11 protein-coding genes are annotated in these 13,318 nt (G+C 72.1%); 1 reads left to right on the forward strand and 10 read right to left on the reverse strand.

Features of this window, described 5'->3' with window-relative positions; translation table 11 throughout:
- Positions 1-4 precede the first annotated feature (4 nt).
- Positions 5-1,543 (reverse strand): aldehyde dehydrogenase family protein, encoded by a 1,539-nt coding sequence (locus J4709_RS24540; RefSeq protein WP_307801504.1) that lies wholly within the window; start codon positions 1,541-1,543, stop codon positions 5-7.
- 222 nt (positions 1,544-1,765) lie between these two features.
- Here J4709_RS24540 and J4709_RS24545 point away from each other — a divergent pair, with 222 nt between their 5' ends.
- Complete coding sequence (locus J4709_RS24545) at positions 1,766-3,895, forward strand: thiamine pyrophosphate-dependent enzyme (RefSeq protein ID WP_208244151.1); 2,130 nt, start codon at positions 1,766-1,768, stop codon at positions 3,893-3,895.
- Positions 3,896-3,955: 60 nt separating this feature from the next.
- On the opposite strand, the gene J4709_RS24550 is transcribed toward J4709_RS24545, so the two are convergent.
- The 9 genes from J4709_RS24550 to J4709_RS24590 form a co-directional block, all read right to left on the reverse strand.
- Complete coding sequence (locus J4709_RS24550) at positions 3,956-4,966, reverse strand: substrate-binding domain-containing protein (protein WP_208244152.1); 1,011 nt, start codon at positions 4,964-4,966, stop codon at positions 3,956-3,958.
- Positions 4,967-5,004: 38 nt separating this feature from the next.
- Positions 5,005-6,054 (reverse strand): ABC transporter permease, encoded by a 1,050-nt coding sequence (locus tag J4709_RS24555; RefSeq protein WP_208244153.1) that lies wholly within the window; start codon positions 6,052-6,054, stop codon positions 5,005-5,007.
- The gene (locus tag J4709_RS24560) at positions 6,051-7,544 is read right to left on the reverse strand and encodes a sugar ABC transporter ATP-binding protein (RefSeq protein WP_208244154.1); all 1,494 of its coding nucleotides are present in this window, start codon (positions 7,542-7,544) and stop codon (positions 6,051-6,053) included. The genes J4709_RS24555 and J4709_RS24560 overlap by 4 nt, the downstream gene beginning before the upstream one ends.
- Positions 7,545-7,556: 12 nt before the next feature.
- Positions 7,557-7,955, reverse strand: a complete 399-nt coding sequence (rbsD, locus tag J4709_RS24565; RefSeq protein ID WP_208244155.1) for a D-ribose pyranase — start codon at positions 7,953-7,955, stop codon at positions 7,557-7,559.
- Complete coding sequence (rbsK, locus tag J4709_RS24570; RefSeq protein ID WP_208244156.1) at positions 7,952-8,896, reverse strand: ribokinase; 945 nt, start codon at positions 8,894-8,896, stop codon at positions 7,952-7,954. Before rbsK ends, rbsD begins: the two co-directional genes overlap by 4 nt.
- 89 nt (positions 8,897-8,985) lie before the next feature.
- Positions 8,986-9,852, reverse strand: coding sequence for an aldehyde dehydrogenase family protein (locus J4709_RS24575; RefSeq protein WP_208244157.1), 867 nt, complete (start codon positions 9,850-9,852; stop codon positions 8,986-8,988).
- On the reverse strand, positions 9,845-11,275 hold the full coding sequence (locus J4709_RS24580) for an aldehyde dehydrogenase family protein (protein ID WP_208244158.1): 1,431 nt from the start codon (positions 11,273-11,275) through the stop codon (positions 9,845-9,847). Before J4709_RS24580 ends, J4709_RS24575 begins: the two co-directional genes overlap by 8 nt.
- 2 nt (positions 11,276-11,277) lie before the next feature.
- Positions 11,278-12,189, reverse strand: coding sequence for a deoxyribose-phosphate aldolase (gene deoC / locus J4709_RS24585; RefSeq protein WP_208244159.1), 912 nt, complete (start codon positions 12,187-12,189; stop codon positions 11,278-11,280).
- Positions 12,186-13,211 carry a LacI family DNA-binding transcriptional regulator gene (locus J4709_RS24590; protein ID WP_208244160.1) on the reverse strand — a complete coding sequence of 342 codons (1,026 nt, stop codon included), beginning with the start codon at positions 13,209-13,211 and terminating at the stop codon, positions 12,186-12,188. Before J4709_RS24590 ends, deoC begins: the two co-directional genes overlap by 4 nt.
- Between the last annotated feature and the right edge of the window lie 107 nt (positions 13,212-13,318).

Raw genomic sequence — 13,318 nt, forward strand, 5'->3', positions numbered from 1 at the left:
GCGCCTACAGCCGGAAACCGAGGTCGGGGACGATCTCCAGGACGTCCATCTGCGCCTTCTGCAACCGCCCGGAATGGTCCCAGTTCATCGACTGCCAGCGGGTGAACTGGTCCAGCACCCAGACGCCCGACTGGCGGCTGCCGTTGCCGGACCGCCCGTTCCCGCCGAACGGCAGGTGCGCCTCCGCGCCGGACGTCGAGTTGTTCACGCTGACCATCCCGGCGGAGATCCGCCGCCGGAACCGGAACACCTTCGCCGGGTCGGTGGTGTAGATCGACGCGGACAGGCCGTAGCCGGGCGCGTTCGCCAGCGCGACCGCCTCGTCCAGCGTCCGGTACGGGACGACGCCGATGACCGGGCCGAACGTCTCGTTCATGAACAGCTCGTCGCCGGGCCCGACGCCGTCCACGATCACCGGATGGTAGAAGAGCCCGGCCTCGGGGTCGCCGGCGAACCCGGCGCGCGGGTTCGCGCTCGTGATCCGCCCGGTGTCGGACGAGCCGTGCACCGCGTGGCGCCCGCCGATCCAGCCGAGCGTCTTCTCGAACCCGCCGGCGAACCGCTCGTTGATGAGCGGGCCGTACAGGACGTCTTCGAACGGGTCGCCGACCGGCGCCGCGCGGACCGCCTCGTCCAGCAGCCGGACGAACGCGCCGTGCAGCGACTCGTGCACGATCGCCGTGCCGAGGGACGTGCAGCGCTGCCCGGCCGTGCCGAAGCCGGAGAACAGGGCGCCCTCGACGGCGAGCGGCAGGTCGGCGTCCTCGGTCACCACCATCGGGTTCTTGCCGCCGAGTTCGAGGCACGGCGTCTGCAGGTGCCGTCCGCACAGCTCGCCGATCCGCGACCCGACCTCCGTGGACCCGGTGAACCCGACCTTGTCGACGAGCCCTTCGCCGAGCGCCCGCTCCAGCCCGGCGTAGGTCTCCGGGCCGTCGGCGTAGACGACGTTGAGGACTCCGTCGGGCAGGCCCGCATGCGCGAACAGCCGATAGAACGCATCGGCGCAGGCGGCCGCGTACTCGGCGGGCTTCCACACCACCGCGTTCCCGCACAGCAATGCAGGGACGATGTACCAGGACGGCACCGCGACCGGGAAGTTCCCCGCCGTGACGACCGCGACGACGCCGACCGGGTCCCGGAACGTGAACAGCTGTTTGTCGGGCATCTCCGAGGGGACGGTCTGCCCGTACAGCCGCCGCCCCTCGCCGATGAAGAACGCGCAGGTGTCGGCGATCTCCTGGACCTCGCCGAGCGCCTCGGCGTACGGCTTGCCGACCTCGCGGGCGACGACGCGCGCCAGCGCCGCCTTGTTCGCCTCGACCAGCCGGCCGATCGACGCGACGACCTGCCCGCGGACCGGCGCCGGCACGTCGCGCCAGGCGTCCTGCGCGGCACGCGCCGCCCGGCAGGCCCGGACGAGGCCGGCGGCGTCCGCGAGGGCCACCTCGGCGACCAGGTCCGCGGTCCGGGAGGGGTCGGTGGAGCGGTACGAGCGCGGCCCCGCCGGGATCCGGGCGCCGCCGATGACGGAGGTGAGCACGGTTCCCACACTGAACGGGCCGCCGCGCCCGGCCAAGATCGGGCAGAGCGCGGCCTGCTTACCGCGAGGCCAAGCCCGGCTGGGGCTTCGCCCGCCGAGCACGCGCGTTAAGCATCCCTTGGCCACCGGGCAACCGGTTCGCGTCCTCGCCCGAGTCGACCCGGGCGGCGCGCGCGCACGATGCTCGTTACCGGACCGCCTTACCGCACCGCAGGAGCCCGCATGGCCGAGCCCGCCGACGTCCACTTCCTGGAGCAGGCCGCCGCGCTGAAACCGCCGGCGTCCCCGCGCGCGCCCGGGCCGCTCACCGGCGAGGAGTGCCTGCGGCTGTTCGACGCGCAACTCGGCAGCCGGCACCTCGACCTCGCCGCGCGATGGCTGCGCGCCCAGGATCGCGGCTACTACACCATCGGGTCGTCCGGCCACGAGGGCAACGCCGCCGTCGCCGCCGCGCTGCGTCCCGACGACCCGGCGCTCCTGCACTACCGGTCGGGCGCGTTCTTCCTGGAGCGGGCCCGGCAGGCGGGCGAGGCGGATCCGCTGCGGGACGTGCTGCTCGGCGTCGTCGCGGCAGCGGACGAGCCGATCGCGGGCGGCCGCCACAAGGTGTTCGGCAGCCGCCGACTGCACGTCATCCCGCAGACCTCGACGATCGCCTCGCACCTGCCGCGCGCGCTCGGCGTCGCGTTCGCGATCGAACGGGCCGCGCGGCTCGGCGTCGCGTCGCCGTGGCCGAGCGACGCGCTGGCGGTGTGCAGCTTCGGCGACGCGTCCGCGAACCACTCGACGGCGGCCGGCGCGATCAACGCGGTGGTCAACTGCGGCTTCCAGGGGCTGCCGATGCCGCTGCTGCTGGTCTGCGAGGACAACGGCATCGGCATCAGCGTCCGCACCCCGCCCGGCTGGATCGAGGCCGCCTACGGCTCGCGTCCCGGCCTCGCCTACTTCCCGGCCGACGGCGGCGATCTAGAGGACGCCTTCGCCGCGTCGCGGCGCGCCGCCGAGTGGGTCCGCGAGCACCGCCGTCCCGCCTTCCTGCATCTGCGGTGCGTCCGGCTGATGGGCCACGCGGGCTCGGACGTCGAGGCCGCCTACCGCACGCCCGCCGAGATCACGGCGGACCTCGCCGCCGACCCGCTGCTGCGCACGGCCCGCCTCCTCGTCGACCGAGGCATCGCGACCGCCGACGGGGTCGTCGGGCTGTACGAGGCCAAGCGGCGCGACGTTCTAAGGCGCGCGGAGCAGGTCAGGGACGCCCCGCGGCTGGCGTCCGCCGCCGAGGTGACGGCCCCGATCCGGTACCGCGAGCCGTCACCCGGCGCCGAGGAGCCGGGGCGGGGTGAGCCTGTGACGGTCGCGCAGGCGATCAATCGGACGCTCGCCGCGCTGCTCGACGAGCGTCCCGGCATGGTCGTGTTCGGCGAGGACGTCGCCCGCAAGGGCGGCGTCTACGGCGTCACACGCGGCCTGATGAAACGGGCCGGGGCGGCGCGGGTGTTCGACACGCTCCTGGACGAGCAGTCGGTCCTCGGGCTCGCGCTCGGCTTCGGGCTCGCGGGCATGCTGCCCGTCCCGGAGATCCAGTACCTCGCCTACCTGCACAACGCCGCGGATCAGATCCGCGGCGAGGCCGCGACGCTGCCGTTCTTCTCGGCGGGGCGGTACCGCAACCCGATGGTCGTCCGCATCGCCGCCTACGCCTACCAGAAGGGGTTCGGCGGCCACTTTCACAACGACAACGCCGTCGCGGCGCTCCGCGACATCCCCGGCCTCGTCATCGCCTCGCCCGCCAGGCCGGACGACGCCGCCGGGATGCTGCGCGCCTGCGCCGGCGCCGCCGAGCGCTACGGCCGGGTCTGCGCGTTCCTCGAGCCGATCGCCCTCTACCATGCCCGTGACCTGCACGAAGAGGGCGACGAGGGCTGGCTCGCCCCGCCCGGTGGCACGGTACCGCTCGGACGCGGTCGCACCTACGGGGACGGCCGCGATCTGACCATCGTCACCTTCGCCAACGGGCTGCGGATGAGCCTGCGGGCCGCGCGCCGCCTCGAGGCCGGCGGCGTCGGCTGCCGCGTGCTCGACCTGCGCTGGCTCGCCCCGCTGCCCGTGGACGACCTGCTGCGGGAGGCCCGCGCGACCGGCGCCGTCCTCGTCGCGGACGAGACGAGGCGGACCGGCGGCGTCTCCGAAGGCGTCCTGGCGGCCCTCGCCGACGCCGGTTTCGACGGCCGTGCCGCCCGCGTCGCGAGCGACGACTCCTTCGTCCCGCTCGGCGACGCCGCCGCCCACGTCCTGCTGTCCGAGGACGCCGTCGTCGAAGCCGCCGCGCGGCTCCTCGGCCGGTCTCGGTGACGGGTCGGAAAAGGACGATCCCGCCGGCCCGGGCGGGGGCCGGCGGGACCATGCGGCGGACTACTTGAGGGACGCCGGAACGTCGGCGGCGTCGCCGAGCCCGACCAGGTAGTCGGCGTACTCCTTGGCGTCGCCCTTCGTCACGAGCCTGCCCTGCAGCGTCTCGTCCGCGGCGGGCTTCTTCCCGGCGAGGATGTCGGCGGCGAGCGTCATGACCTTCTGGCCGAGCGCGAACGGCGACTCGGCGTTGGTCGCGTACATGTCGCCCGCCGCGACGGCGGCCAGCGCGTCGGAGATGCCGTCGTTGCCGACGAGCTTCACCTTCTTCGACAGGTTGCGGGCCTTCAGCGCCGACAGGACGCCCATGGCCATCTCGTCGTTCGCCGCGTAGACGCCGTTGATGCCGGGCTTGGCCTGCAGCACGTTCGTCATCACGTTGAGCGCCTTGGCGCGGTCGAAGTCCGCGGCCTGCTTGGCGACGACCGTCATGCCCTTGTGCTTGGCGATCTCCTCGTTGAAGCCCTTGCTGCGGTCCTGCGCGACGTTCGTGCCGAGCAGGCCCTGGATCTCCACGACCTTGCCCTTCTCGCCGACGGCCTCGGCGAGCGCCTTGGCGGCGTTCCGCCCGGCCTGGACCGCGTCGTACCCGACGAACGTGGCGAGCTTGCCGCCGGACGGCTTGCGGTCGAACGCCATCACCGGGATGTTCGCGCCGTTCGCCTGCGTCACCGACGACGTCGCCGACTGGGTGCTGACCGGGTCGATGATGAGGATGCCGGTCTGCTTGGAGACCGCCGTCGTCGCCTGGTTCAGCGCGGCGGCGTCGCTGTTGTTGGCGTTCTGCACGTTCAGCTTGATGCCGAGCTTGGCCGCCTGCGCCTGGGCGCCGTTCTTGACGCTGACGAAGAACGGGTTGTTCAGCGTGCTCATGATGATCGTCGCGTCCTTCTTGCCGGACGCCTTGCCGGAGCCGGAGCCGGCGTCGTCGCCGGCGCGGCTGCACCCGGCGAGGGCGAGCGAGGCGGCGGCGGTCACGGCGATCGCGGCGCGGGTGGTACGGGCCACGCGCATGGGAATCTCCTTTGCGGGGTGGGGTGGGGTGAGACCGGTCAGGGGGTCTTGACGGCGGCGCCGCCGCGATGGGACGGGCCGCCGCGCGCGGTGCCGTCCGCGCGTTTGGGAAGGAGGGAGCGCAGCACGTCGATGTTGCGGTCCAGGAACACGGCCAGCAGGATGACCAGGCCCTTCACGACGTTCTGCAGGAACGGTGAGACGTCGAGGAGGTTCATCCCGTTGTCGATGACACCGAGGACGAGCGCGCCGACGAGGGTGCCGAGCAGGGTGCCGCGCCCGCCGGCGAGGCTCGTCCCGCCGATGATGACGGCGGCGATCGCCTCCAGCTCCAGGCCGGTGCCGGCGGTCGGCTCGGCGGTCGACAGCCGGGCGGTCAGGATGAACCCGGCGAGCGCCGCCAGCACTCCGCTGACCACGAACGCGAGGATCTTGACCCGGTCGGTGCGGACGCCGGACAGCCGCGCCGCCTCGGTGTTGTCGCCGGTGGCGTAGACGTGCCGGCCGAACCGGGTGCGGGCGAGCAGGTACCCGGCCGCCGCGAACACCACCAGCATGATCACCACGGGGACGGGCACGCCGGCGATCCGGTTCTGCCCGATGCCCTGGAAGTCGTAGTCGGTCACGGCGACCGGGTTGCCCTTGGTGAGCTGCAGGCTGAGGCCCGACAGCACCGACATGGTCGCGAGCGTCGCGATGAACGACGGCATCCGCGTCTTGGTGACGAGCAGCCCGTTCACCAGCCCGATCGCGGCACCGGCCGCGACGCCCGCGGCGACCCCGGCGACCAGGCCGTGGTCGCGGAGCATCTGCGCGGTGACCACGGCGGTGAAGCCGAGCGCCGCGCCGACCGACAGGTCGATCTCCGCCAGGATGATCACATAGGTCTGGCCGACCGCGAGCAGCGCCGCGACCGACGTCGCCAGCCCCACGTTCATCAGGTTGTTGTGCGTCAGGAAGACCGGGGAGGCGATGGTCAGGACGATCCCGACCAGCAGCAGCATCCAGACCGCGCGCAGCCGGCGTGCGGCGGCGGCCGCCGAGGAGAGCCGCGACCGGGACGCCGGGCTCGTGACTGAGAGGGTCATGGGGCACCTACCAGTGCGTGTTCGAGGATGTTCTGTTCGTTCACGTCGTCGCCCGCCAGCTCGGAGACCGGCCGCCCCTCGCGCATCACCAGGACGCGGTCGGACATGGCGACGAGCTCGGGCAGGTCGGAGCTGACCAGCACGACGGCGACGCCGTCCGCGGTGAGCCCGTTGATGATCCGGTAGATCTCGGTCTTGGCGCCGACGTCGACGCCGCGGGTCGGCTCGTCCATCAGCAGCACCCGCGGGCCGGTCATGACCCACTTGGCGAAGAGGGCCTTCTGCTGGTTGCCGCCCGACAGGGACGCGGCCGGGACGGACGGCGACGCGGCGCGGACCCGCAGGTCCGCCATCACCTTCCTGGTCGCGGCGCGCTCCCGGCCGCGCCGGACGACGTCGGCCGTGGTGAACCGGCCGAGCGACGGCAGCGACACGTTCGCCTCGACCGACTGCTGCAGGGCCAGGCCCTCACCGGACCGGTCCGGGGTGACGTAGGCGATGCCCCCGGCGATCGCCTGCCGCGGGTCGCGCGCCTTGACCGGCTCGCCGTCCACGGCCACGGTCCCGGAGGTCAGCGGGTGCAGGCCGAACAGGGCGCGCAGCAGCTCGCCGCGGCCGCAGCCGACCACGCCGCCGATGCCGAGCACCTCGCCCGACCGGACGTCGAGGTCCACGTCGCGGAACGCCGCGCCGCCCGACGCGCCCCGCACCCGCAGGACGACCCGGTCCGTGGCGTTGCGCTCCTTCGGGTAGAAGTCGTCCACGGCGTCGCCGACCATCGCGGTGACGACCTGGGCGGGGGTGAGCGACCCGGTGGGCTCGTCCAGGGTGACGCGGCCGTCGCGCAGGACGACGATCCGGTCGGACAGCTCGAACACCTCGTCCAGCCGGTGGCTGATGTAGAGGATCGTGACGCCCGCCTCGCGCAGCCGCCGGACCTGCTCGAACAGCCGCTCCGACTCGCGCTCGTCCAGCGCCGCGGTCGGCTCGTCCAGGATCAGCAGCCGCGGCCGGTGCGTCATCGCCTTCGCGATCTCGACCATCTGCCGCTCGGCGACGCCCAGCTCGCCGACCGGGCGCCGGACGTCGATGTCCAGGCCGAGGTCCTTCAGCGCGGCCGCCGCGGCCTCCGCCATCCGGCGCCGCGACACGTTCAGCCGCCCGAACCGGCCCTCCCGGTCGAGGACGTGCATGTTCTCCGCGACCGACAGGTTCGGGAACAGGTTCTGCTGGAACTCCTGGTAGATGACCTCGATGCCGAGCGCCATCGCGGCCTGCGGGTCCTTCAGGACCGTGGCCTCGCCGTCGATGACGATCCGCCCGCCGTCGGGCTGGTGCGCGCCGGAGATCACCCGGGTGAGGGTGGACTTGCCGGCGCCGTTCTCGCCGCACAGCGCGACGACCTCGCCCGGCTCGACCGCGAGGCCGACGCCCCGCAGCACGTGGTTCTCCCCGAACGACTTGTGGACGTCGACCAGCTGCATCCGCATGTCGATCTCCCGTCAGTAGACGACGCCCGCGGTGAGCAGCACGTTCGCGTACGGGGTGAACTCCCCGGACCGCACCGCCGCCCGCGCGCCGCCGGTGGCCCGCTTGAACTCGGCGTGCGGGACGAACCGCACCGCCAGGCCCGGGAAGCGCGCCTCGACCTCGGCGAGCATGTCCGGGCTGTGCTCCCTGACCTCCTCCGACATCAGCACGCCCTCCACGGCGACCTCGGCGAGGACGGTGTCGAGCAGGTCGAGGAAGCGCGGCAGGTTCTCCCGCACCGCCAGGTCGACCCGCTCCACCCCGGGCGGGATGGGCAGCCCGGCGTCGGTGACGACGAGCAGGTCGGTGTGCCCGAGCTCGGAGATGACCCGGGCCAGCTGGCCGTTGAGCGTGCCGTTGTTGCGCCTCATCGGGCGGCTCCTTCCAGGGGGGTACCGGACATCAGCGCGTCCACCTCGTCCCGTCCGGGGAGGGACGGGCTCGCGCCGGGACGGGTCGTCGCCAGCGCGCCGGCGGCCATCCCGCGGTTGATGGCACGTTCCAGGTCGTCGCCGGCCGCGAGCGCCGCGCCCAGCGAGCCGGTGAACGCGTCCCCGGCCGCGGTCGTGTCGACGGCCGTGACCTCGTAGGCGGGGAAGTGGCGGGCGCCGGCGGCGGTGACGGAGACGGCGCCGCCCGCGCCCAGCGTGATCAGCGCGTGGCCGACGCCGCGGTCCAGGAACCAGCGTCCGGCCCGCTCGGCGGACGCCGCGTCGGTCACCTCCACGCCGGTCAGCTCGGTCGCCTCGCTCTCGTTCGGCGTGACGAGGTCGATGTGCGGCCACACGTCGTCCGGCAGCGGCTGCGCGGGGGCCGGGTCCAGGACGACCGTCAGCCCGGCCGCCCTGCCCGCCTTCGCGGCGTGGCACGTCGTCGCGGCGGGCACTTCGAGTTGCAGCAGCAGGACGCCGGCCTTCCCGGCGGTCGCGGCGATGCTCGCGTCGACCATCGCCGGGCTGAGGTCCGCGTTCGCCAGGGGGGTGATGACGATGTCGTTCTCACCGGACGCGTCGACCCGGATGTGCGCGACGCCCGTTCGGCCGTCCACGGTCCGGACCTCGTCGAGTTCGACGCCGTGCGAACGCAGGCCGTCCATGACGATCTCGCGGAACGGGTCCCGGCCGACGCACCCGGCGAGCCACGTCGGCGCGCCCGCGCGGGCGGCGGCGACCGCCTGGTTCGCCCCCTTCCCGCCGAGCACGAGGGTGAAGTCGTCGCCGAGCACGGTCTCGCCGCGCCGCGGGAACCGTGCGCTGAACGCGGTCACGTCCGCGGTGATGCTGCCGACGACGAGAACACCGTGGGGTTCCATCGCGGTCCTCCTGTTCCGGCTGTTCGAGGCATGAGTGGGGAGAGGCCACGGCGGTTCCGCCGTGTCCTTGGCTGGTGTGCGGTCGTGGATCAGACCCCGACGGGGTGCCAGACGGTCTTGGTCTCCAGGAACGCGGTCATGCGCGCGGTCCCGGGGTCGTCGGCCCAGTCGGTGGTGGCGGGGTGGTGGACGCGTTTGAGGTTGCCGGCGGCCGTCTCTTCGAGGTCCCGTCGGTCTTCGTGGGCGACGCCGGTGAGGTCGATGGCGTTGACGTCCATGTGGGAGGCGAGCCAGGGGGCGAGTTCGGTGCGGTGTCCGGTGAGGATGTTGATGACGCCGCCGGGCAGGTCGGAGGTGGCGAGCACTTCGGCGAGGGTGATCGCGGGGAGTGGTGCGGGCTCGGAGGCGATGACGATGGTGGTGTTGCCGGTGACGATCGCGGGCGCGATCACCGACACCAGGCCCAGCAGCGGCGAGTCGGGCGCGACGACGGCGACGACACCGGTGGGTTCGGGGGTGGAGAAGTTGAAGTAGGGGCCGGAGACGGGGTTGGCGGCGCCGGTAACAGTGGTGATCTTGTCGGCCCAGCCGGCGTACCAGACCCACCGGTCGATGGCGGCGTCGACCTCGGTGGCGGCCTGTGTTTTGGATGCGCCGGTGTGGCGGAGTTCGGTGATGAACTGGTCGCGGCGGCCTTCGAGCATTTCGGCGATGCGGTAGAGGATCTGCGCGCGGTTGTAGGCGGTGCGCCCCGACCAGCCTCCGAAGGCTTTGCGGGCGGCGGTGACGGCGTCGCGGACGTCTTTGCGGGAGGCGTGGGAGGCGTTGGCGAGGAAGCGGTCTTTGGTGTCGGTCACGGGGTAGGACCTGCCTGACTCCGACCGCGGGAACGCGCCGCCGATGTAGAGCTTGTAGGTCTTGCGGACGGCGAGCCGGTCAGTCATTCGCTCAGACATTGAGGTAGGCCTCCAGCCCGTGGCGTCCGCCTTCGCGGCCGAATCCCGATTCCTTGTAGCCGCCGAACGGGGAGGCGGGGTCGAACTTGTTGAAGGTGTTGGCCCACACCACCCCGGCGCGCAGCCGCTGCGCGGTCCACAGGATCTGCGAGCCCTTCTCGGTCCAGATCCCGGCGGAGAGTCCGTAGGGGGTGTTGTTGGCCTTGGTGACGGCCTCCTCGGGGGTGCGGAACGTCAGCACCGACAAAACGGGCCCGAAGATCTCCTCACGCGCGATCCGGTGCGACTGGGCGACGCCGGTGAAGACGGTGGGCGCGAACCAGAACCCGCGGTCGGGCAGCTGACACGGCGGCGACCACCGGCCGGCGCCCTCCTGTTCGCTGGCCGCCGACAGTTCGCGGATCTTGTCGAGTTGCGCGGCGGAGTTGATCGCGCCGATGTCGGTGTTCTTATCGAGGGGGTCACCGACCCGCAGCGTCGCCATCCGCGCCTTCAACCGCTCCAGCACCTCCTCGGCCACCGACTCCTGCACCAGCAGCCGGGACCCGGCGCAGCACACGTGCCCCTGGTTGAAGAAGATCCCGTTGACGATGCCTTCGACGGCCTGATCGAGGGCGGCGTCGGCGTAGACGATGTTGGCGGCCTTGCCGCCCAGCTCCAGGGTGAGCTTCTTGCCGGTGCCGGCGAGGGTGCGGGCGATCTGGCGTCCGATGTCGGTGGAGCCGGTGAAGGCGACCTTGTCGATGCCGGGGTGGGCGACCAGGGCGCGTCCGGTGTCGCCGGCGCCGGTGATGATGTTGACGACGCCGGGCGGCAGGTCGGCCTGGCGGCAGATGTCGGCGAACAGCAGAGCGGTCAGCGGCGTGGTCTCCGCAGGCTTCAACACCACGGTGTTCCCGCAGGCCAGCGCCGGGGCGATCTTCCAGGCCAGCATCAGCAGCGGGAAGTTCCACGGAATGACCTGCCCCGCGACACCGACCGGTTTCGGGTCCGGGCCGAACCCGGCGTGGCCGAGTTTGTCGGCCCAGCCGGCGTAGTAGAAGAACCACGCCGCCACCAGCGGGACGTCCACGTCGCGGGACTCGCGGATCGGTTTGCCGTTGTCGATCGACTCCAGCACCGCCAGCTCACGCGAGCGTTCCTGAATGATCCGCGCGATCCGGTACAGGTACTTGGCGCGCTCGGCGCCCGGCATCGGCCCCCACACCCGCTCAAAGGCGATCCGGGCGGCCTTCACGGCGCGGTCCACGTCCGCCTCGTCAGCGCACGCCACATCGGCCAGCACGGCCTCGTCGGCCGGGTTGATCGTCTTGAACGGCTCACCATGCCCGTCGACGAACTCACCGTCGATGAACAACCCGTAAGAGCCGCGGATGTCAACGACCGACCGGGACTCCGGCGCGGGCGCGTACTCGAACACCATGATCAGTCCAGGGTGAAGTAGTCGGGACCGGAGTACACCCCGGTGGACAGCTTGCGGCGCTGCATCAGCAGGTCGTTCAACACGCTGGAGGCGCCGAGCCGGAACCAGTGCGGCGTCAGCCAGTCCGGGCCGGCGGTCTCGTTCACCAGCACCAGATACTTGATCGCATCCTTGGTGGTCCGGATCCCGCCCGCGGGCTTCACCCCGACCTGGCGTCCGGTCGCGGCGCGGTAGTCGCGGACGGCCTCCAGCATCACCAGCGTCACCGGCAACGTCGCCGCCGGCGACACCTTCCCGGTCGAGGTCTTGATGAAGTCCGCACCCGCCCGCATCGCCAACCACGACGCACGCCGCACATTGTCGTAGGTGACCAGCTCACCCGTCTCCAGGATCACCTTCAGGTGCGCGTCCCCGCAGGCGTCCTTGACCGCGACGATCTGCTCGAAGACCGTCCCGTAGTCACCGGACAAAAACGCGCCCCGGTCGATCACCATGTCGATCTCGCTCGCGCCTGCCGCGACGGCGGCCCGGGTGTCGGCGAGCTTGGCCTCCAGCGGAGCCCGCCCCGACGGGAACGCCGTCGCCACCGACGCCACCCCGATACCCGTTCCCTCAAGGGAGCGGACGGCGACCTCGACCATGTCGGGGTAGACGCACACCGCTGCGACCTTCGGCACCGAGGGATCGGATGGATCGGGATGGGCGGCCTTGGCGCACAGCGCACGCACCTTCCCCGCCGTGTCCGCGCCCTCCAGTGTGGTCAGGTCCACCATCGAAATGGCCAGGTCGATCGCCTCGGCCTTGGCCGAGGTCTTGATGGACCGCGACGCCAGGCGTGCCGCGCGCTCCTCGGCGCCCACCTGGTCCACGCCCGGCAGGCCGTGCAGGAATCCCTGCAGTTCGGTCACGGTCATCGGGTCCTGCCCGCCTTCCTGGAGGTCCGGGGCGGGGCCGTCGAGGCCCGCTCGATGATCTTTATGTCCATGACGATGCGCCGGGGGAGGTCGCGGGTCTGACTGTCGTCGAAGCGGTGCAGGAGCAGCCGCATGGCGAGGACGCCCTGCTCGGTCATCGGACGGTCGACGACGGTCAGCGGGGGCCGCAGCAGCGGTCCGGTGTCCAGGTCGTCGAATCCGATGAGGCTGATCTGCCCGGGTACGTCCACCCGCATGTCGTGCAGCGCCTTCAGCGCGCCCAGCGTGGTGAGGTTGTTCGCGGTGAAGATCGCGGTCGGCGGTTCGGCGAGCGACAGCAGCGACAGGGTGAGCTGGTAGGCGCGCTCCTCGCGGAAGTCGCCGATCAGGTCGAGTTCCGGCGGGATCTCGACGCCGGCGGCGGACACGGCCTCCAGGAAGCCGTCCCGCCGGTATCGGCCCGGCGTGGACTCCTGGCCGCCGCTGATCATCGCGATGCGGGTGTGGCCGAGCGCGAGGAGGTGCTCGGCGGCCTGCCGGCCGCCGGCGCGGTTGTCGACGAGGACGGCGTCGAAGCTCTCCCCGTCGGCGAGGTCGCGGTCGATGAACACGACCGGCAGCCCGCTGTCGCGCAGCTGCACCGGGGTCTGCTCGTGCTCGGTGGCCGGGGCGAGGATGATGCCGTCCACCTGGCGGGCCATGTCGGCGAGCAGGTCGGCCTCGCGGGCGCCGCTCTCGTCGCTGTTGGCGAGCAGCAGCCGGTAACCGCGGTCGCGGCTGACGGACTCCATGCCCTTCACGACCGCGGCGAAGTAGGGGTTGGTGATGTCGGGGACGACGACGCCGATGGTGCGGGTGCGTCCCGACTTCAGCGACTGCGCCGCGATGTTCGGCGCGAAGCCCAGCTCATCCACGGCGGCCCGGATGGCCTCCGCTGACCTGACCCGCTGTCCCCGCAGGAACCGCGAGACGGTGGCGGGGGAGACGCCCGCCCGCGCCGCCACGTCGTGGATGGTCGCCACGTCGACTCCCGTCTGTTGCGCAGATCACTGAAATCGTTGTCAGAGAATGATTGCAGCATGCGCGCAGGCGATGTCAATAGGTGCGCCGCCGAAAACGTGCTGATCTG

The organism is Actinomadura violacea (assembly GCF_017573465.1).
GTDB classification, from domain to species: Bacteria; Actinomycetota; Actinomycetes; order Streptosporangiales; family Streptosporangiaceae; genus Spirillospora; species Spirillospora violacea.